We start from the raw sequence: 20,077 nt of genomic DNA on the forward strand, positions 1-20,077 counted from the left end.
GTTGATAGTATCGCTAGGCGACTCTCGTCAATACCGACAGAAAGAATCCATCCGTTCCGTCCAGAACCGTCCATTGTGCCCGATCGTCCTGTTTCCAGCCCGGATTCTCCGACAGAAACTGCTCGACAATGTTGTTGTTTTCGACCCGAAGCATCGAACAGGTGGCATAAGCGACTTGCCCTCCGGTTGCGACCAGCCCGGAAACCGTCCGAAGTATTGCGGACTGAATTCGGGTCAGTTCCAGCAGGCGTTCGGGAGTCAGCAGCCATTTTCCGTCAGGCGCGCGACGCCATGAGCCACTGCCGGAACATGGCACGTCCGCCAGGATCAGATCGAAGGGCGCCTCGCGCTCGACCACGTCAGTCGCGACGAGCCGTACCTGCGCGCCGGCCCGTGTTGCGCGCGCCGGCAGGTCGCGCATCCTTTGGGGCGCAGCATCGTGGGCCAGGATCTCGCCCCGCACCCTGGCCGCTAGGGCCAGCGTCTTGCCACCGCCGCCGGCGCAGAAGTCAAGCACCCGCAACCCGGACCGCAGCGGCACCCGCTCGGCGATAGCCTGGCTTGCAGCATCCTGCAGTTCGACCATTCCCTGCTGATACGCACGGGTTTGCGCCACCTTCCGGGCGCCCTCGACAACTTCCATCGCTGTCGCGCAGGCGGGATGCGGCTGGGCGACGACACCGTCTTCCGCCAGCAGGGATATGGCAGTCTGCCTGTCCGTTTTCAGCAGGTTGGCGCGCAAATGCAGCGGTGCGCGCCTTTGCATGATCCGCCCGGCTGCTTCGGCACTCTCGCCCAGGCTGGCAGTGAACTCGGGCCAAAGCCAATCAGGAATGTCCGAAGCTTCCGCGCCCGGCTCCGGGTTCCGACCAGCTGCCTGCTCGGCTTCGCTCAAGGCATCGGGCGCATGCCTGTCGCCGGTGAAAAAGGAAGAAATCTCCTGTCCCTGCGCCCGGAGCAGCCCGATCATCAGACCACGCCCGGTCACAGCCCCGCCGCGCGCGGCCAGAGACCGCCGGGCGCGCAGAGCATCGAACACATGATCACGGATCGCCGCCCGGTCCTTTGACCCGGCATAGCGCGAGCGCCGCGCCCAGGAGGTCAGCGCCTGTTCGGCCGGTCTGCCGCCAAGGATATCGTCGAGAATCTCGATGGCGGCCTGAATGCGGGCGGCTGGGGTCATCTGTCAGAGGTTCAGCTTGGCGTATCCGTCGCCGGAACGCTCCAGACGCGCGAATTTGGCGCCGATCATGTGGCTGCCCGCCCAGACCAGTCCCTTGTCAGCGATCTCGGCCAGCGCTGCATGGCGGCTGGCAAGCGCCTGGGACCCGTCCACGTCGTATTTCGTGGCGTTCCGCGGATCCGGCAGTTGCAGCGCCTCGGAATGGACGATGTCGCCAGCCAGGACCAGCCCCTCGCCGATCCGCAGCCCCATATGGCCCGGCGTATGTCCCGGCAGCGCCCAGACCACGATCCCATCGCCCAGATCCTCGTCCTCCCCGACGCAGCGCAAGCTGTCGCCACAGGCCGCCAGCACCTGCCCGCCCAGGCCCTCGGTGCCGCGCCAATGCGCCGCCTCGCGCGCATGCAGCACCACTTCGGCGGCGGCATAGACAGGTTGGCAGTCGACCAGTGCGCCGCCGCAGTGATCGCCGTGCAGATGAGTGAAGATGACTCGGCTGACGTCACCGGGCGCAATTCCCATCTCGGCCAGCCGCGCCGGCATGTGCCCGCCCGCCGGGCCGAAAGCCGCACCGCACCCGGTATCGACCAGCCAGACCCGGCCGTCGTCATGCCGCAGCACATAGGCGTTGAACTCGGTCTCGGCACCGGCCAGCCCGGCCCGGGCCAGCAATTCGGCCTGGCGCGCTGCGGGCACTTCGGGAAACACCTCTGCGCCAAAGGTCAGCCCACCGTCGACCAGGCAGGTGACCTGCCACGGCCCGGCCCGGAATGTCTCGCCCGCTGCCATCAGCCGACCCGGTAGTTCGGGCTTTCGCGGGTGATCTGCACGTCGTGCACGTGGCTTTCCTTCAGGCCCGCACCGGTGATCTTCACGAACTGGCAGTTGTGACGCATTTCCTCGACGGTGGCGCAGCCGGTATAGCCCATCGCCGCGCGCAGGCCGCCCACCAGTTGGTGGATCACGGCACTTGCCGACCCTTTATAGGGCACCTGCCCCTCGATCCCTTCGGGCACCAGCTTGTCGCTGGCCGCGTCTTTCTGGAAATAGCGGTCCGCCGAGCCACGCGCCATCGCGCCAAGCGACCCCATTCCACGATAACTCTTGAAGCTACGGCCTTGATACAGAATGACTTCTCCCGGGCTTTCATCGGTGCCCGCGATCATCGAACCGACCATGGCGCAGGACGCCCCCGCCGCAATCGCCTTGGCGAAATCGCCCGAAAACTTGATGCCGCCATCGGCGATCACCGGCACATCGCCCGCCGCCTGGGCGCAATCCATGATCGCGGTCAGTTGCGGCACGCCCACGCCTGCCACCATCCTTGTGGTACAGATCGAACCCGGCCCGATGCCCACCTTGACCGCATCCGCGCCCGCGTCGATCAACGCCTTTGTCGCCTCGGCGGTGGCCACGTTGCCCGCGATCACCTGCACCGCGTTCGACTGCGCCTTGATGCGCCGGACCGCCTCGATCACGCCTGCCGAATGGCCATGCGCGGTATCGACCACCACGATATCGACGCCCGCGTCGATCAGCGCCTCGGAGCGGGCAAAGCCGCTGTCACCCACCGAACTGGCCGCCGCCACCCGCAGACGGCCCAACTCGTCCTTGCAGGCAGTGGGGTTCAGCACCGCCTGTTCGGTGTCCTTGAGCGTCAGCAGGCCGGTCAGCCGCCCCTTGCCGTCATGCACCAGCAGCTTTTCGATCCGGCGCGCCCGCATCAGGCTCTTGGCCTCGTCCAGATCGGCTGGCTCGGCCAGCATAGCAAGGTCCGTCGAGGTCATGACAGCGCTCACCGGCATGTCGTCGCTGGTGGCGAATCGCATGTCGCGGTTGGTGACGATGCCGACAATGTGGCCCTTGCCGTCCACCACCGGGAAGCCGGTGAAATTGTAGCGCTCGACCAGTTCCCGCGCATCCGCGATGGTCTGGTCCGGCTTCAGGGTGACCGGATTATAGACGATGCCGCTTTCGAACCGCTTGACCCGGCGCACCTCGCGCGCCTGTTCCTCGATCCCGAGGTTCTTGTGGATCACCCCCATGCCGCCGGCCTGTGCCATGGCAATCGCCATGCGCGCCTCGGTCACCGTATCCATGGCCGAGCTGAGTAGCGGAATGTTCAGCTTGATCTCGCGCGTCACGCGCGTCTTGGTGTCGGCCGTGGACGGCAGCACCGACGAGGCCGCCGGAACCAGAAGAACGTCGTCAAAGGTGAGAGCCTCACGAATCTGCATATGCGGTCCCCATGCATAATCCCGTTTGGCGGTGACCCTATGGCACAGTTGCCGGCAAGGGGAAAGGGCCTGCGGCAAGAAAACCCTGCCCCCTGCCCGGACTGATCTGTGTCAAGGCGCTGTCATCAGTCCTCGTTATCCCTGTTTCCGCGCGAACAGCAAAGGAGCAGCCCATGCCCGGCCCCCTAGATGGCACTCTCATCCTCGACCTGACCCATGTGCTGGCCGGACCCTACGCCAGCATGACACTCGCCGATCTGGGCGCGCGGGTGATCAAGGTCGAACGCCCCGGCACCGGCGACGACACCCGTTCCTTTCCACCGTTCAAGGGCCGCGAGAGCGCCTATTTCGCCGCGATCAATCATGGCAAGGAGAGCATCGCGCTCGACCTCAAGTCCGCCGGGGACCGCGCCATATTCGAACGGCTCCTCGACCGCGCCGACATTCTGCTGGAAAACTACCGCCCCGGCGTGATGGAGCGGCTGGGCTATGGCTGGGAGGCGCTGCATGCCCGGTATCCCAGGCTGATCTACGGCGCGGTCTCGGGCTTTGGCCACACCGGCCCCGAGGCCGAGCGCCCCGCCTATGACATGGTGGTGCAGGCGCGCGGCGGGGTGATGTCGATCACCGGCGAGCGCGATCGCGAACCGGTGCGCGTCGGCGCCTCGATCGGGGATATCGTCGCGGGCATGTTCCTGGCGCAGGGCGTGCTGGCCGCATTGCTGGTGGTGCAACGCGGCGGCGCCGGGCAAAAGATAGACATTTCCATGCTGGACAGCCAGTTGGCGCTGCTGGAACACGCCATCGCCATCACCACCGTGACCGGCGAGCCGCCGCGCCCCTCGGGCGCGCGCCATCCGTCGATCACCCCGTTCGAAACCTTCCATGCCGAGGACGGGCTGTTCGTGATCGCCGCCGGAAATGACGCGCTGTTCGGCAAGCTCTGCGATGCGCTGCAACTGCCGCTGGCGGATGACCCGCGCTTTGCCACCAACCCGGCGCGCTGCCAGAACGCGCGTCTCCTGAAACGGCTGATCGAGTCGGTGACGCTCGACCGGCCCAAGGCCTACTGGATCGACCTGCTCACCCGTGCAGGCGTGCCCACAGGTCCGATCCAGAACGTGGCCGAAGTGCTGGAGGATCCCCAGATCAACGCCCGCAACATGGTGGTCGACATCCTGGGCCGCGACGGCGCACCGGCCTATGTGGCCGCTGGCAATCCGATCAAGATGTCGGCCTTGCCCGATCCCGTCACCCGCGCCCCCGCGCCCGCGCTGGACGAAGACCGCGCCGCAATCCTCGCATGGCTCGAGAAGTCATAGGGCGTCAGAAAACAGCCTTTGGCAGCTTGACGAGACATCCTGTCCCGATACCCGAAGCCCAGCCGGACCCCGCCATGTGACGCGGCGTTTGGGAATCCTGTCAAAACCGGGTAGTCTGAAACTCCCCACTAGAGGAGCGTACAGGATGGCCGAACGTGTCGTTCACCACGCCGAGGGGCTGGTCAGGGTCACCTGGCAGCCCGAGCTTCAAGCGATTTACCTCAAATGGCTCAGCGAATATGATGAAGGCACGCGGGTCAGGGACGCGGTCCTGACAGCCCTGGCCTGGGTGCGCACGAACCGGGTCGAGCATTGGGTCGCCGATGTCTCGACATCGCCCTATGCGCTTTCGGACCGGGACTACGAATGGGTCAGCGGCGAGGAATTCCGCGCCGCTATCCTCGATTCGCCGCTGCGCAAATTCGTGCTCATCCCGCCCCTGCCCGACACGGGCCAGGACACCGCATGGGTGGCCGATTGGGAAAGAAACACCCTGTCCCGCTTCGGCGGCCGCGTAAGCGCCCGGGTCTGCGCGACGCTGGACGATGCCCGGCTGTTCCTGGCAGAGACGGTGGCATAGCGGCACCGGACATCGGTAAAACCCGCATTCAGGTCGCATCTTTTTCACCCAGATGCCGCCCCCGGACAGGAAAATGCCGCCCGCCGCCTTTTCGCTGGCGCAAAACACAATATTGTCGCGCACAATCGGTACTCCGGAAGGCAACAAGTCATGAGCAGCGATCCCCTCGTCGTATTCACCCCCTCGGGCAAGCGCGGGCATTTTCCCGTCGGCACCCCGATCCTGACGGCCGCCCGGCAGTTGGGCGTCGATCTCGATTCGGTTTGCGGCGGCCGCGGCATCTGCTCGAAATGCCAGATCACCCCGTCTTACGGTGAATTTCCCAAGCATGGCGTCACCGTGCGCGACGGCGCGCTCAGCGAATGGAACGCGGTCGAACAGCGCTATCAGGACAAGCGCGGCCTGAAGGAAGGCCGCCGCCTTGGCTGCCAGGCCACCGTGCAGGGTGACGTGGTGATCGACGTACCGCCCGAAAGCCAGGTCCACCGCCAGGTGGTGCGCAAGGCAGCGACCAACCGCACCATCACCATGGACCCGGCCACGCATCTCTTTTACGTCGCGGTCGAAGAGCCCGACATGCACGAGCCGACCGGCGATCTCGAACGCCTGCAACGTGCGCTCAAGGCGCAATGGGGCATTGGCGAGGTGACCGCCGACCTGTCGCTGCTGGCGAAACTGCAACCCACCCTGCGCAAGGGCGCCTGGAAGGTCACCGTCGCCCTGCACAAGGGGCACAATGACACCAGCCACCGGATCATCGAAATCTGGCCCGGCTATTCCGAGGAACGGATCTACGGCCTTGCGATCGACCTCGGCTCCACCACCATCGCCGCGCATCTGTGCGACCTGCGCAACGGCGATGTGAAGGCCTCCAGCGGCCTGATGAACCCCCAGATCCGCTTTGGCGAGGATCTGATGAGCCGGGTCAGCTATTCGATGATGAACCCCGGCGGCGACCGCGAGATGACGGCAGCGGTGCGCGACGCGATCAACGACCTCACCCGCTCGATCGCCGCCGAGGGTGGTATCGAGCCGCGCCAGATCGTGGAAACCGTGTTCGTCTGCAACCCGGTGATGCACCACCTGCTGCTGGGCCTCGACCCGGTTGAACTGGGCCAGGCGCCCTTTGCGCTGGCCACCTCGGACAGCCTGTCGCTGCCCGCCCGCGAGATGGGGCTCGACGCCATGAACCCGCGCGCCCAGGTCTATATCCTGCCCTGCATCGCCGGCCATGTCGGCGCCGACTGCGCCGCCGTCGCGCTTTCCGAGGAACCCGGCAAGTCCGAAGACCTGGTGCTGATCGTCGACGTGGGCACCAATGCCGAGATCCTGCTGGGCAATGTCACCCGGGTTCTGGCCTGCTCATCGCCAACCGGCCCAGCCTTTGAGGGCGCGCAGATCAGCTCGGGCCAGCGCGCCGCCCCCGGAGCCATCGAGCGGATCGAAATCGACCCCGTCACCAAGGAGCCGCGCTTCCGCGTCATCGGCTCGGACAAATGGTCCGACGAGGACGGGTTCGAGACCGACATCGCCACCACCGGCATCACCGGCATCTGCGGTTCGGGCATCATCGAGGCGGTGGCCGAGATGCGCATGGCAGGGCTTCTCGATGAAAGCGGCCTGATCGGCTCGGCCGAGCAGACCGGCACAGCCCGCTGCGTGCCCGAGGGGCGCACCCATTCCTATCTGCTGCACGACGCTTCGGAAACCGGCGGTCCGCGCATCACCGTGACCCAGGGCGACATCCGCGCCATCCAGTTGGCGAAATCGGCGCTCTATGCCGGTGCGCGGCTGTTGATGGACGAGATGGGCGTCGACCGGGTTGACCGGATCGTGCTGGCTGGAGCCTTTGGCGCCCATATCTCGACCAAGCACGCGATGGTTCTGGGCATGATCCCCGATGCGCCGCTCGACAAGGTCACGAGCGCCGGAAACGCCGCAGGCACCGGCGCCCGCATCGCCCTGTCCAACATCGGCGCCCGCGCCGAGATCGAGCGGGTCGTGCGCGAGATCACCAAGGTTGAAACCGCGATCGAACCCAAGTTCCAGGATCATTTTGTGGCCGCCAACGCGATCCCGCACAAGACCGACCCGTTCCCGGACCTCTACTCGGTCGTCACCCTGCCCAAGGTGTCCTTCAACACCGGTGGCGGCGACGACGACGGGTCTGGCCGCCGCCGCCGCCGCAGGGCATGATGCCTCCCGAAAGGGAGGCGCCATGACAGAGACAAACCAGGACCAGGCCGAGTATTGGGGCAAATCCGCCTCGGGCATGAAATGGCTCACCTTCGAAGAGCAGATCGCCGCCTCTTTCGCGCCGGTCGTCGATCTGCTGCTCGACCGTGCCGCGCTGAAACCGGGCCAGCGCGTTCTTGATATCGGCTGCGGCCTGGGCGACACGACTCTGGCCGCCGCCAGCGCGGTGGGGCCAACCGGCCATGTGCTGGGCGCGGATATCTCGGCGCCGTTCCTCGACCGGGCCCGGCAGCGCGCCAGCGGCGTGGACAATGTGGAGTTTGTCCTTGCCGACGCGCAGATCGAGCCGTTCAACCCCGCCGACCGCGACGCGATGATCTCGCGTTTCGGCATGATGTTCTTCTCCGACACCGTGGCGGCCTTTGCCAATATTGCCCGCGCGTTGAAATCGGGCGGCCGCATGACCTTTGCCGCCTGGGGACCGCTGGCCGGAAACCCCTGGTTCTATATTCCCCATCTCGCCGCCACCGAGCGACTGGGCCAGCCGCCCAAGGTCGACCGGAACGCGCCCGGTCCGCTGGCCTTTCACGATATCGGCCGGGTGACCGGTCTGATGGCCGAGGCCGGCCTGAGCGGGATCGAGGCAGATGCCGTCGAGGTGGAACTGACCCCGCCCGGAGGGCTTGAGGGCGCGGCAGCGCTTTGCACGCGCCTGGGGCCGGCGGCGCGGGTAATGGCGCATTTCAATGGGTCCGACTCCGACGAGACCGCCATCCACGAGACCGTGACCCAGGCGCTGGAGCCCTATGTCAAAGGCGATCGGGTGCTCATGCCCGCCACCATCAACCTGTTCCAGGCCCGGCGCGCCGGAACCGCTTGACGGCGCTCCGGCCTTTGCGTATTCGAAAGCCTGTGAGCGCGGGTATGGTGTAGTGGTAGCGCGCCGGCTTCCCAAGCCTGAAGTGCGGGTTCGATTCCCGCTACCCGCTCCAGAACAACCACCCCTTGAATTTTAACTTGATGGATTTCCGTCAATATCAAGCTGCATGTCATGCAACTCTTCCATTTTTGCACCCGAGATCAAAACACCGGCGCAAGGAACTGATAAAGATAACGAATTACGATACATCCGGAAACTGACGTCCATGCTGTCCCGGTGCGCGGGGTCTCCCGACCCGGTCGCACTTATCCACGGCCGCCCAGCGCGTGTGACGAAGTCATGTCCGGAGCGGTGACCGGCCTGTCCTGACCAGCGGCAACCAAGGGCGCGCATCATTGTCCTGCCGCTTCAGCACCCTGCATTCGGGTCGGCATAGCCCGATCCGGTGCAGGCCCAGGAAGGTTTTCTCTGCTTGCCGGGCTGTACCGGCGCTGGCGCTGGCACCGTTTTTGTCACCGGGTTCGGCGCGGGGGCCGTGCGAACCCTGGCTTGCGGTTTGGAGGGTGACGGTGCGCGGGCGATTATCGGACAATCGCCCGGTTCGGCCTGTTCCAGTACAGCAAGAATATCGTTGAGTTCCTGAACATCCGGCCGCGTGGAAAAATCAAGATCAAGGCCCAGTTCGTTAATCAGGCGCGAAAGCCCCGACGACGACCCCCGACCCCAAAGCCCGTCTATCTTGCCGCCGTAACAGTTTCTTTCCTTCAAGATCTCCTGCACAGCGCGCAATGCCGCCTCGCGGTTCAGCATGATCGGGGGCATCGCCCGATTGGTGTCCTGTTCCTCACCGTCCTGCGTCGGAACCGCGCTTTCCGTCACTTCTTGGGGCAAGGCCGCAAGTTCAGCCGGTTCCGGAACGGTCGGCGAGACCAGGTCGTTCGCCATCCTGGGCGGCGCCTCGGTCATCGGTTCGACGGTCACTTGAGGCGCCGCCTCGGGAACCGGGCCCTCCGGCGCCGGCTGGATGGGCGGCGCCATGGTCACTCCCGGTGGACGCACCGGAAGGATGTGCTCGGACAATTGCTTCCGGCTTCTGAGGGCGAGAATGTAGAGCATATGTGACGGAAAGGCCCGATACTTGTCGAGGAACATGTCCCAGGCGTCGATGCTGCCGGCATATTCAGCCATGGCAAAATCGCGCAGCAACGTATCCTCGGTCAATTCCTCCTGCGCGGGGCCTGGTGCCGGTTGGGGTTGCGCGGGTTGGGCGGTTTCCGCCGCGCGGCTATTGGGGTTGATCACGATCTCTTCCTTGCCCAGCGATGAATAGACGAACGGCACCGCCCCCGGCACGGCCTTGGTCAGTTCATCCCGCACAGCGCCCATAAGCACCCGGACATCTGCCGGGGGCTGGTCCAGAGCGTTCAGAAACGCACGGGTAAATGGCGAGTTGCCCCCCTTCTTGCCATCCGGAGTGACCTCGCCCGCGGCGGCGGCATAGGCAATAAGCGTTGCCGCCTCGGCATTTGCCACCATTGCCAAACCCCGACCTATATTGCGGCTCTTGCCTTGCCGCTCCATGCGCTGGACAAAGGGATTGTCCCGGCAGGCGTCAAGAACCACCATCTTCAGCTTCCGTGCGCCCGAAAGCTGGCTCAGCAATACGTCCATATTGACCATCTCGGTCTGCGCATCCCTCTCGTCGGCCAGCCGGGCATCGACCGGAATGAGGAAGTTTTGCCCGCCGATCTCGATACCATGGCCGGCGTAGTAGATCATCGCCACATCCGAGGTATCCGCCAGATCGCGAAATTCCCGCAGGGTCCGGTAGGTTTCGACCAGAGTCAGATTGGTCGCCTTCACAACTTCAAAGCCTTGTCGGGTGAGGGCCTCGGAAACCGCATTCGCGTCATTCTCGGGATTGGCCAGAGGCGCAACATTCTGGTAGGCAGCATTGCCGATGACCAGCGCAACCTGCTTGGCCCAGCCTGCAACGGGCCAGGACAACAGCAGAAGCAGCAGCAATACGCGCATCAATCACCCCCCAAAATACCGTCAAAGTATCGCACAGACGCCCCGGGTTTTCAAATTCCGCACGGCCCGGCCGCTTTCCTGAACCCGCTCCAATCCCTGCCCGCACACGCCGAAAGCCGCTTGGTTCTATCCACAAGGCACTTGATATGTTACGGTCCCAAGACTTTGAATCTGCATTTCATTATCACCATGCCAGGCACGGGGGGCGAACAGCATGGCAGATCCGGCGCTTTTCACTACGGTTTCAGACAATTCCCTTCTCGACTACGGCCAGAACCTGATCGCCCAAGGCGATGACAATTCCGAGCAGTTCGACATCACGGCCGTGTTCGAAAACGGGTTCTCGTTCGGCGACCAGGTGTTCACCGATCTGTTCGTCAGCACCAATGGCGGTGTCAGCTTCGTCAACCCCTTCATCTATTATTATGGCACATTCCTGAACACCGAATACGTAATTGCGCCGTTTTATGACGATCTGGACAACCGGGCCCTGCCGCCGGGGCCGGATCCGGGGATCTATTTCGACATCAACGCCGAGCGCGATTCAGTTGTTGTCTCCTGGATCGGGGTCGGTATCTACAATCAGAACATTACCGCTCCGAATACATTCCAGCTGGAAATCATGGATCTTGGCGGCGGCGACGCCGAGATCATCTTTCGCTACAATGACATGGGCAGTTCCGGGCCGGATCTTGGCAGCCCGGACGGCACTCCGCCCAATTTCCAGATTGGCGCTGTAGCAGACGGGTTCCCGCGCATGTTCCTTCGCGGTGGCACCTCCGCGGACGCCCTGGGAGAGGCCCAGAACCTCGACACGCTCGTGGGTAATACAGGGGTTGCGGGGGTCTGGCAGTTTCGTGTGATCGACGGGCATTTGCAGATCGACGACCTGATCGGCGAAACCCAGAACGGCAACGGAAACCCCAACACGCTGGTGGGCTCCGATTATTACGATTTGCTGAACGGCGGCGGCGGCAATGACACCATTTTCGGCGGTCTCGGAATCGACCGGCTGAACGGCGATGACGGGAACGACTCGATCCTTGGCCAGAGTGACGACGATATCCTGCGCGGCAACAGCGGCAACGACACGTTGAGCGGGGGGACGGGAAACGACCTTCTGTTCGGCGATGCGGGATCCGACGACCTTTACGGCAACGAAGGCAACGACACGCTTGTCGGCGGAGCGGGCGACGATTGGCTTTTTGGCGGCGGCGGCACGGATTTCGCCAGTTACCAGACCGCGGCAACCGGGGTTACGGTCAGCCTGACTGCGCCATTCGACAACACCGGTGACGCCCAGGACGACCTCTATTTCGACGTTTTCAACATCATCGGTTCGGACTTTGCCGACGACATCAGCGGTGACAACTCGGCCAATATATTGCGAGGCGGCGGCGGCAATGACGCCCTTTCCGGAGATGACGGCGAAGATACTCTGTACGGCGAGGACGGCAACGACATCCTCGACGGTGGTGACAACAACGATGAACTGATCGGCGGTGCCGGCGGCGATACATTGTTGGGTGGCGCCGGTTTCGATGCAGCCAGTTATCGCGATGCACAATCCGGCCTGCGTGCCGACCTGAGCGACGCCAGTACCAATACCGGCGATGCACAAGGGGACAGCTACGCTCAGATCGAGGACCTCTTCGGTTCCAATTTCGACGATACTCTCCGCGGGTCCGCGATCAGTAACCTGATCATCGGCCAGGGTGGCAACGACCTGATCGAGGGCCTGGGCGGCAATGATTTTCTGTTCGGCAGCACCGGCGACGACACACTCAACGGCGGCGAGGGTGGAGATCTCCTAACCGGCAATGCCGGGATCGATACCGCGACCTACCAGAATGCCGCGGGCGGGGTAAGAGCCGACCTCGGCAATTCGGCATCAAACACGGGCGAGGCCGCAGGCGACACCTTCGAAAGTATCGAAAACCTGATCGGAACCGATTTCCAGGATACGCTTGTCGGCAACAGCGTGAACAACCTGCTGAACGGTGGCGCCAGCGTCGACGAGTTGATCGGCGGCACCGGCGACGACACCCTGATTGGTGGCGCTGCCGCCGACATGCTGGATGGAGGGGATGGCAGCGACACGGCCGATTACTCGACCGCCCAATCGGGGGTGGTCGCCAGCCTCTTTGCGCCTGCCAACAACACGGGCGATGCACGCGGCGACGTTTACAACAGCATCGAGAATCTTACAGGGTCCGAATTCGCCGACACGCTGAGCGATGATGCAGGAAACAACCGAGTTGAGGGGCTGGGCGGCAACGACCTGTTCACTACTCATGGCGGGACAGACAGTTTCGATGGCGGCGATGGCAGCGATACCCTGTCCTATGCGCAGACCGGTTTTGTCATTGTCGATCTCGAAGACGGAACTCGGAACGCGGGTGACGCGAGCGGCGACACGATTACCGGAATCGAGCACATCTTCGGATCGAACGGGTCCGACGACCTGTTCGGTGATGCCGGGGCCAACTTCCTGTTCGGAGGCAACAATGTCGATCATCTTGACGGGAGGGCCGGCAACGACACGCTGCGCGGAGGAGCAGGCAACGACACCTTGACTGGGGGATCGGGCGGCGATGCCTTCGTGCTGGAACTGGGCATGGGCAACGACACGGCCACCGATTTCACGCTCGGTGAGGACAGCCTTGATACATCGCGCCTTTCGGCGAGCGAAATCGCGGCGATCACCTATGGAACGTCCTCTGGCGGTGATCGGGTCGTGCAACTGTCCGACGGTTCGTCATTGACCCTTCTCGGTGTCCCTCGCAACAGCACCCCTACCGGAGCGCCGACGATCTCCGGTGTCGCGGCCCAGGGCCAAACGCTGACCGCGGATCTCGGCACGATTGCCGATCCTGACGGGCTTGGCTTGTTCTCGATCCGCTGGCTGCGGGACGGTGAACTGATCAGTGGCGCGACCGAAACGAGCTACCTGCTGACGCAAGAGGACGTGGGCGCGGAAATTACCGTTCGTGTCCGATATATCGACGGATTTGCAACCCAGGAGACGGTGTTGAGCGCACCGGTCGGACCGGTGAACAACGTCAACGATGCCCCCACCGGCACGGTCGAAATCATCGGCACGGCGCGTCAGGGGCAAGTTCTGGCCGCGCAGGCCGGAGCCATAGCCGATGCGGACGGTTTGGGCAGTCTGACCTATCAATGGTTACGCAATGGCACCGAGGTTTCCGGAGCGAACGAGATCAATTTTGCTCTGACCGAGGCCGATGTCGGGGCGACCATGTCCGTTCGCGTCAGTTATGTGGACGGTCAGGGCACGACTGAAACCATCGTGGGCACCGCCACGCAGCCTGTTGAAAACGTCAACGACGCCCCCAGCGGCGCACCGTTTGTGGATGGTTCGGCCCTGGTCGGCGAAACCCTGACGGTCTTCGGCGGTACGATCGAGGATATCGACGGGCTTGGCGCCTTCTCCTTCCAATGGTTTCGGAATGGCGTGGCGATCAACGGTGCCGACGGACAATCCTATACGCTGACAATCGCCGATGCGGGGACGCAGATTTCTGCCCGCATCTCCTATACAGACGGGCATGGCACGCCCGAAAGCCTGACAAGCACCCCGTTGTCGGTCCCGGCCGCTGCCGGGCAGACCATTGACGGAAACGAACAAGCCAACACATTGAACGGCGAAGACCAGGCGGACACGATCCGCGGCTTTGGCGGCAACGATTTGCTGGAGGGACGCGGCAACAACGACTCGATCCTTGGAGGATTTGGAGCGGATACGCTCTATGGCGGGCCCGGTAATGACACGCTTGATGGCGAGGCAGGTAACGACCTGATCGGCGGCAGCCCTGGAAACGACTCTCTGATTGGTGGCGATGGCAATGACGCCCTGTTTACGGCGGACGGGAACGATACCGCTGTCGGCGGCGACGGAAATGACACCTTGGGTGGGGCACTGGGGAACGATTCACTGCTTGGCCAGGTCGGCGACGATCAGCTTTGGGGCGCTGGTGGCGACGACACGGCCGTCGGCGGATTCGGCAGCGACACACTGGGCGGCGCCGCCGGCAACGACTCGCTCTCGGGTCAGGACGGCAACGATGAGCTTTGGGGATCGTTCGGAAACGACACGATGGACGGCGGAGACGGAAACGACACCCTGGGCGCGGCAGGCGGCAACGATCAACTCGACGGTGGCAATGGCGCGGACGAATTGTGGGGGGCCGCCGGCATGGATACCCTGATCGGTGGTGCCGGAGACGACCAGATCGGCGGCGGCCGCGACGACGATTGGATCGAGGGAGGTTTTGGCCACGATGCGGCCTTTGGTGGCGCCGGGAACGACCGCATCGAAGGAAATGGCGGCAATGACACGCTCTTTGGCGCGGCCGGAGACGATACGCTTGTCGGAGGCGCCGGCAATGATCAGATCTTTGGCGGTCCTGGTACGGGAGACGTTGCGGTTTTCGATGTCAACCGGTCGCAGGCAAACATAATCCAGCAGGGCAACGCCCTGATTGTTACATCGACCGAAGGGACAGATACCATTGAGGGTGTCGAGGTTCTCAATTTTCTCGACCAGATCGTGAACGTATCGACGCTGTTCCCGGACACCAATGCTCCGACAGCCGGAAACGATTCCCTGTTCGGTTCGGATGCGAACAACCAGATCCAGGCACTCGCCGGAAACGATACTGTTTCGGGACTTGGTGGAAATGACACCCTCTCCGGCAATTCTGGCAATGACTCGTTGAGCGGCGACAGCGGGAACGATCGTCTCCTGGGGGGTGACGGCAACGACACCCTCTTCGGAGGAGATGGCGATGACACCCTCGACGGCAATGCCGGGGACGACGACTATTTTACCGGAACCGGAAATGACGTGGTCATCTTCGGGACAGGCGAAGACTGGGTTTACGGGTTCTCTCTGGCGGATGACCGGATAGATCTGTCCGGCACCTCCATAAACAATTTTGCAGATCTCTCCTTGCATATCTCCCAGATCCTGCTTGGCCGGCGCGACGAGGTTCCCGATGTCCGGATAACGGATGGGCCGAATGTTCTTGTCCTTGAAAACATCCTGTTGTCACAGCTGACCGCAGACAACTTCATCTTCTGACCTGCAGAAGGGGTTTTCAGGGTAGGCTCGCCCGGCATCGTGGATGCCGGGCCGTTTCTTTCGAGTTGCAAGGCAGCTCCGGTCGCGATTGCCGACATTCTGTCCAGCGCGGCGTGCCTCAATGTAAATCTTTTTCACATTGCCTCTTGCATCATCCTTCGTCGGCTCCCATCTTGCCTGATGTGAAAGGCATTCACATTCATTCTGATCTGGAGACCGACAATGACCATGATGACCGACCCCGTCGCCGCCCCGTCACATCCGGGTTGGCTGCACCGAAGCGAAGCATGGCTGGACAGCAAGGGCAAAGGCGCCTGGATCGCCGCCATGGTCCTTGGCTTTGTCTTCTTCTGGCCTCTCGGCCTCGCCCTTCTCGCCTACATGATCTGGAGCAAACGCATGTTCAGCAAATCCTGCACCCGCCGCAAAGCCTGGAGCCATCATGGCATGCGAGCGATGTCCACCACCGGCAACAGCGCCTTCGATGCCTACAAGGCCGATACGCTGGCCCGCCTGGAACAGGAACAAGCCGATTTCGAAGCCTTCCTGCACCGTCTGCGCGAAGCCAAGGACAAGGCCGAGTTCGACCAGTTCATGGATGAACGCGCCCGCAAGGCCCGCGATGAACCGGACGGCGAAGACGCCTGAGCCAATGACACAGCCCCCCGGAACGGGGGCTGCCGTTCCCCTGCCAATGGATCGAAAGCGATGTCTCACCTGCCCCATCCCGACCACCAGCCGGAATTCTACCAAAGCGTTGCGATAAAGCGGTTCTTTGCCTGGGTGTTCGACACCTGCGTCATCTTGCTGCTCAGCCTGATCGTTGTCCTGCTGACGGCCTTTGTAGGCGCGTTCATCTGGCCCATCCTCTATCTGGCCGTAGGCTTCGTCTATCGCGTTGCGACCATCGCCGGGGGCTCGGCCACCTGGGGGATGCGTTTTGTCGGGATCGAGTTGCGCGACGCATACGGGTCCCGGCTGGATGGCGGGTTGGCGCTGGCGCATACCGCAGGCTACACGGTGAGCATGGCTCTTCCCGTTCTTCAGGTGATCTCTATCCTGATGATGTTGCTGGGCGCGCGGGCTCAGGGTTTGACCGACGCCGTGCTTGGAACTGTCGCCATCAATCGCCGGGTTTACGCGTAACCCTTGTGATTTTGATCACTTGGCGGGTCTGATATCGGTTGTTATCATCGCCCCGACAAACCTCGGGAGCCCCATGCGCCATACACTGCCTATCGCGCCACAATTTTACGTAACCGCCCCCCAACCCTGTCCGTACCTTGCGGACAGGATGGAGCGGAAATTGTTTACCGCTCTTCAGGGCGAAGGGGCCGAGCGGCTGAACAATTCCTTGTCACAGCAAGGGTTTCGCCGCTCTCAGAATGTTCTTTACCGACCTTCCTGCGCCGATTGCTCGGCCTGTCTTTCCGCCCGAATCAATGTCGAGGCGTTCGTCTTGACCAAAGGTCAGAAGCGCACTCTGCGGCGCAATGCGCATCTGGCCCGAAAGGCGACGTCTCCCTGGGCCACGGACGAACAGTTCGATCTCTTCCGCCGTTACCTGGACAGCCGCCATGCCGATGGCGGCATGGCCGATATGGATGTCTTCGAGTTTGCCGCGATGATCGAGGAAACTCCGATCCGAAGCCGGGTGATCGAATACACCGACCGCAAGAGCCGGGCGCTCACCGCCGTCAGCCTGACGGATGTGCTCGATGACGGGCTGAGCATGGTTTATTCGTTCTACGACCCCGATCAGCACCGCAACTCGCTTGGGACCTACATGATCCTCGATCATGTCGAGATCGCGCGCGAAGCGGGTTTGCCCTATGTCTATCTGGGGTACTGGGTTCCCGGCAGCCCGAAAATGGGATACAAGTCGCGGTTCTCCGGATTGGAAATTTTTCGCTCTGGCGCCTGGAGCGCATTGGGCGACCCGGAGGAGCATCACGCCGCCCGCCATCCGTTGTCGACCGACCCGATCTCGGAGCAGGTGGCAAATATCCAGCTTCCCGACCGCTGGCCCACCAAAGAGTGATGCTTTCAAGCACTCCGGCAGAGTGGTTGCGTCATCCGCATATTCCTTGACGGACGGATCCAGTCTCGATCCAAACAAAAACAGACAGACAAAGGGGGCCCGAAGGCCCCCTTTTTCGATATTCACGCAACATTGACCGGATCAGTTCGGAATGAGCGCCGGAACGATCGTCACGATTGCGGGGAACATCCACAGGATGCCAATTCCGACCACCTGGATGATCACGAACGGTATGATGCCCCGATAGATATGCCCTGTGGTCACCTCTTTCGGCGCAACCCCGCGCAGGTAGAACAGGGCAAAGCCGAATGGCGGGGTCAGGAACGAAGTCTGCAGGTTCACCGCCACCATGATCGTCACCCATTTCGGATCGAACGACCCGCCGTAGATGACTGGGCCGACGATCGGAATCACGATGTAGATGATCTCCAGGAAGTCGAGCACGAACCCTAGGATGAACAGCACCAGCATCACGATCAGGAAGACCTTGAACTCGTTGTCGAAGCTCTTCAGGAAGTCCTGGATGTAATGCTCGCCCCCGAAGGAGATCACCACAAGGTTCAACAGCTGCGACCCGATCAGGATGGTGAAGACCATCGAGGTCACCTTGGCGGTTTCCCGCACGATGGGCGACAGCACACCGCCTGCGAACAGGACCCAGCAACCGAACAACAGGCCGAACAGCGCATAGACATAGGTCGCATAAGCGAAGACGAAGGCAATCCAGCTTTCGACGGACACGTTGCTCTGGTTGATCCGCAGGTCGAAATTCACCCCGATCAACAGGCAGATGATGATGGCGAAGGTCGACCAGATGATGATGGCGCCGGACCGGCCTTCGTCCTTCAGCCGCCGGTAGGCCGCCAGCATGATGGCACCGCCCGCACCCAGCGCCGCGGCCGGTGTCGGGTTTGTGACCCCCCCAAGGATCGAACCCAGAACCGCGATGATCAGGACCAGCGGTGGGAACACCACCCGGATCAGGTCATTGGTCGCGCAACGCGCCGCGGCCGCCTTGCATCCATAGAGCGCAAGAGCGGTCGGGATCGCCAGCAACAGCACGGTGACACCCGAAGAGGTCGTCGGCGCGATCAACAGGATATCGACCAGCAGCAGCAATGCCAGGCCGATCCCGCCGATCATCAGCGGACGCGGGTCTTGCGAAGGCGCGACGCCGCGGCCCACCACCAGTGTCAGCCCCAGCAGGACAAACAGCGTGGCAACACCGGTTCCTATCGGCGCCGCTGCGGCGATCTTGGCCTCCAGCGCGGCGGCGATCTCTTCTTCGTTCAGCTTGTGCGCTTCCTGCACACCGCCCGCCTGGTCGATGGCCTCCTGCTCGGCGACAGCGGCATCCCATGCCGCCTGCCCGTGCAAGGCAATCATCGATGTCTTGCAGTCCTCGGACACGTTTGTGCGCAGGCTCGCGGATTTCGAGCTCTCCGAGAAGCCCGACACCGTCAGGTCCTGGCTGCCCACGATGCCAACATTGGCCAGCAGGATGGTGCCGACGATCAAGGCGATCGGCGCGCCCAGAAGCCAGGTAAAGCCTTCGGAGCGGGTAACGACCTCACCCGATTTGCCGGCCATCTCCACGGCCGGGGCTTTTTCGGGGTTCAGCAGGGCATATCCAAAGGCGTAAAGCGCATAAAGCACGGCCAGCATGATGCCCGGCAGCAATGCTGCCTGAAACAGGGTTCCTACTGAAACCACGGCCGGCTCACCCAGATAGGTCAGTGCGTCGGTACACCCCGCCTCGATGGCGCGGGTTTCCTGCGCCGTCGAATAGAGATCGCCCGCCAGAGTGCCCAGAAGCACGATCACGATCGAGGGCGGGATGATCTGCCCCAGCGTGCCCGAGGCCGCGATCACACCTGTCGCCAGTTCCGGGGAATAATTGTTGCGCAACATGGTCGGCAGGGCCAGCAGGCCCATGGTGACCACCGTCGCACCAACGATACCGGTCGAGGCGGCAAGGAAGGCCCCCACGACAACGATGGATACCGCGAGGCCGCCCGGAAGCGGGCCAAACACCCGCGCCATGGTCGTCAGGAGGTCGTTGGCGATCTTCGACCGTTCCAGCGTGATGCCCATGAGAACGAACATCAGCACCGCCAGCAGCGTCTCGATCGACTGGCCGGCCAGCACACGCTCGTTCATCCGGTTCACGATGAAAGCGATGTTGCGATCCATCGCGGTCTGCCACCCTCCGGCGAACACATGTTCAGCGGCACGCGGCAGATCCGGGTATCGGAAGATGGATATGGTATCTGGCCTGATGCCGGAGTTGACCAGATCGTGATAGGCCTGCGACGAGGTGTCGATAGCCTGGTGTATCAGCAACCCGGCGCTGTCGAGCGCCGCGATGATGCCGAAGGAGATGACCCCGGCTCCGCCGATGGCAAACGCCACCGGGAAGCCCGAGAGAATGCCCCCGAAGAGGCAGAAAAAGACGATAATGAGGCCGATTTCGACGCCATCAAGACCGAATAGCATGTCC

General features: G+C 62.9%; 13 protein-coding genes and 1 tRNA gene. 9 read left to right on the plus strand and 5 right to left on the minus strand.

Features of this window, described 5'->3' with window-relative positions; all coding sequences use genetic code 11:
- Positions 1 to 13 precede the first annotated feature (13 nt).
- From BLT75_RS06855 to guaB, 3 genes are read right to left on the minus strand one after another with little or no spacing between them, the layout of a single operon-like run.
- Complete coding sequence (locus BLT75_RS06855; RefSeq protein WP_093029151.1) at positions 14 to 1,183, minus strand: RsmB/NOP family class I SAM-dependent RNA methyltransferase; 1,170 nt, start codon at positions 1,181 to 1,183, stop codon at positions 14 to 16.
- Positions 1,184 to 1,186: 3 nt separating this feature from the next.
- Positions 1,187 to 1,972 carry an MBL fold metallo-hydrolase gene (locus BLT75_RS06860; RefSeq protein ID WP_093029153.1) on the minus strand — a complete coding sequence of 262 codons (786 nt, stop codon included), beginning with the start codon at positions 1,970 to 1,972 and terminating at the stop codon, positions 1,187 to 1,189.
- Positions 1,972 to 3,420 (minus strand): IMP dehydrogenase, encoded by a 1,449-nt coding sequence (gene guaB, locus BLT75_RS06865; protein WP_093029155.1) that lies wholly within the window; start codon positions 3,418 to 3,420, stop codon positions 1,972 to 1,974. Before guaB ends, BLT75_RS06860 begins: the two co-directional genes overlap by 1 nt.
- Positions 3,421 to 3,593: 173 nt before the next feature.
- Between guaB and BLT75_RS06870 the strand changes: the two genes are divergently transcribed.
- From BLT75_RS06870 to BLT75_RS06890, 5 genes are all read left to right on the plus strand, one after another.
- The gene (locus BLT75_RS06870; protein ID WP_093029157.1) at positions 3,594 to 4,742 is read left to right on the plus strand and encodes a CaiB/BaiF CoA transferase family protein; all 1,149 of its coding nucleotides are present in this window, start codon (positions 3,594 to 3,596) and stop codon (positions 4,740 to 4,742) included.
- 145 nt (positions 4,743 to 4,887) lie between these two features.
- On the plus strand, positions 4,888 to 5,322 hold the full coding sequence (locus tag BLT75_RS06875) for a hypothetical protein (RefSeq protein ID WP_093029159.1): 435 nt from the start codon (positions 4,888 to 4,890) through the stop codon (positions 5,320 to 5,322).
- A 150-nt stretch (positions 5,323 to 5,472) separates the two neighbouring features.
- Positions 5,473 to 7,518: an ASKHA domain-containing protein gene (locus BLT75_RS06880; protein WP_093029161.1), complete on the plus strand. Its 2,046-nt coding sequence runs from the start codon at positions 5,473 to 5,475 to the stop codon at positions 7,516 to 7,518.
- Between the two features lie 22 nt (positions 7,519 to 7,540).
- Positions 7,541 to 8,398, plus strand: coding sequence for a class I SAM-dependent methyltransferase (locus tag BLT75_RS06885; protein ID WP_093029674.1), 858 nt, complete (start codon positions 7,541 to 7,543; stop codon positions 8,396 to 8,398).
- Between the two features lie 38 nt (positions 8,399 to 8,436).
- Positions 8,437 to 8,510 (plus strand) — tRNA-Gly (locus BLT75_RS06890).
- A 296-nt stretch (positions 8,511 to 8,806) separates the two neighbouring features.
- Here BLT75_RS06890 and BLT75_RS06895 read toward each other — a convergent pair.
- A complete protein-coding gene (locus BLT75_RS06895; protein WP_093029163.1) occupies positions 8,807 to 10,432 on the minus strand; it encodes a caspase family protein in 1,626 nt (541 codons plus the stop codon).
- 214 nt (positions 10,433 to 10,646) lie between these two features.
- Between BLT75_RS06895 and BLT75_RS06900 the strand changes: the two genes are divergently transcribed.
- The 4 genes from BLT75_RS06900 to BLT75_RS06915 all read left to right on the plus strand — a co-directional run bounded on the left by BLT75_RS06900 (position 10,647) and on the right by BLT75_RS06915 (position 17,577).
- The gene (locus BLT75_RS06900; RefSeq protein ID WP_093029165.1) at positions 10,647 to 15,536 is read left to right on the plus strand and encodes a beta strand repeat-containing protein; all 4,890 of its coding nucleotides are present in this window, start codon (positions 10,647 to 10,649) and stop codon (positions 15,534 to 15,536) included.
- A gap of 222 nt (positions 15,537 to 15,758) precedes the next feature.
- Complete coding sequence (locus BLT75_RS06905) at positions 15,759 to 16,184, plus strand: DUF2852 domain-containing protein (protein ID WP_093029167.1); 426 nt, start codon at positions 15,759 to 15,761, stop codon at positions 16,182 to 16,184.
- A gap of 60 nt (positions 16,185 to 16,244) precedes the next feature.
- Positions 16,245 to 16,682, plus strand: coding sequence for an RDD family protein (locus BLT75_RS06910; protein WP_093029169.1), 438 nt, complete (start codon positions 16,245 to 16,247; stop codon positions 16,680 to 16,682).
- A gap of 73 nt (positions 16,683 to 16,755) precedes the next feature.
- Positions 16,756 to 17,577 (plus strand): arginyltransferase, encoded by an 822-nt coding sequence (locus BLT75_RS06915; RefSeq protein WP_093029171.1) that lies wholly within the window; start codon positions 16,756 to 16,758, stop codon positions 17,575 to 17,577.
- Positions 17,578 to 17,718: 141 nt separating this feature from the next.
- Here BLT75_RS06915 and BLT75_RS06920 read toward each other — a convergent pair whose 3' ends face one another.
- The gene (locus tag BLT75_RS06920) at positions 17,719 to 20,073 is read right to left on the minus strand and encodes a TRAP transporter large permease (protein WP_093029173.1); all 2,355 of its coding nucleotides are present in this window, start codon (positions 20,071 to 20,073) and stop codon (positions 17,719 to 17,721) included.
- Positions 20,074 to 20,077 lie beyond the last annotated feature (4 nt).

The sequence above is a fragment of the Ruegeria marina genome, assembly GCF_900101475.1.
In the GTDB taxonomy this organism is placed as follows: domain Bacteria; phylum Pseudomonadota; class Alphaproteobacteria; order Rhodobacterales; family Rhodobacteraceae; genus Ruegeria_B; species Ruegeria_B marina.

Coding starts and splice junctions, on each gene's coding strand:
- BLT75_RS06855 (WP_093029151.1), bottom strand. CDS start 1,183: ATGACCCCAGCCGCCCGCATTCAGGCCGCCATCGAGATTCTCGACGAT.
- BLT75_RS06860 (WP_093029153.1), bottom strand. CDS start 1,972: ATGGCAGCGGGCGAGACATTCCGGGCCGGGCCGTGGCAGGTCACCTGC.
- guaB (WP_093029155.1), bottom strand. CDS start 3,420: ATGCAGATTCGTGAGGCTCTCACCTTTGACGACGTTCTTCTGGTTCCG.
- BLT75_RS06870 (WP_093029157.1), top strand. CDS start 3,594: ATGCCCGGCCCCCTAGATGGCACTCTCATCCTCGACCTGACCCATGTG.
- BLT75_RS06875 (WP_093029159.1), top strand. CDS start 4,888: ATGGCCGAACGTGTCGTTCACCACGCCGAGGGGCTGGTCAGGGTCACC.
- BLT75_RS06880 (WP_093029161.1), top strand. CDS start 5,473: ATGAGCAGCGATCCCCTCGTCGTATTCACCCCCTCGGGCAAGCGCGGG.
- BLT75_RS06885 (WP_093029674.1), top strand. CDS start 7,541: ATGACAGAGACAAACCAGGACCAGGCCGAGTATTGGGGCAAATCCGCC.
- BLT75_RS06895 (WP_093029163.1), bottom strand. CDS start 10,432: ATGCGCGTATTGCTGCTGCTTCTGCTGTTGTCCTGGCCCGTTGCAGGC.
- BLT75_RS06900 (WP_093029165.1), top strand. CDS start 10,647: ATGGCAGATCCGGCGCTTTTCACTACGGTTTCAGACAATTCCCTTCTC.
- BLT75_RS06905 (WP_093029167.1), top strand. CDS start 15,759: ATGACCATGATGACCGACCCCGTCGCCGCCCCGTCACATCCGGGTTGG.
- BLT75_RS06910 (WP_093029169.1), top strand. CDS start 16,245: ATGTCTCACCTGCCCCATCCCGACCACCAGCCGGAATTCTACCAAAGC.
- BLT75_RS06915 (WP_093029171.1), top strand. CDS start 16,756: ATGCGCCATACACTGCCTATCGCGCCACAATTTTACGTAACCGCCCCC.
- BLT75_RS06920 (WP_093029173.1), bottom strand. CDS start 20,073: ATGCTATTCGGTCTTGATGGCGTCGAAATCGGCCTCATTATCGTCTTT.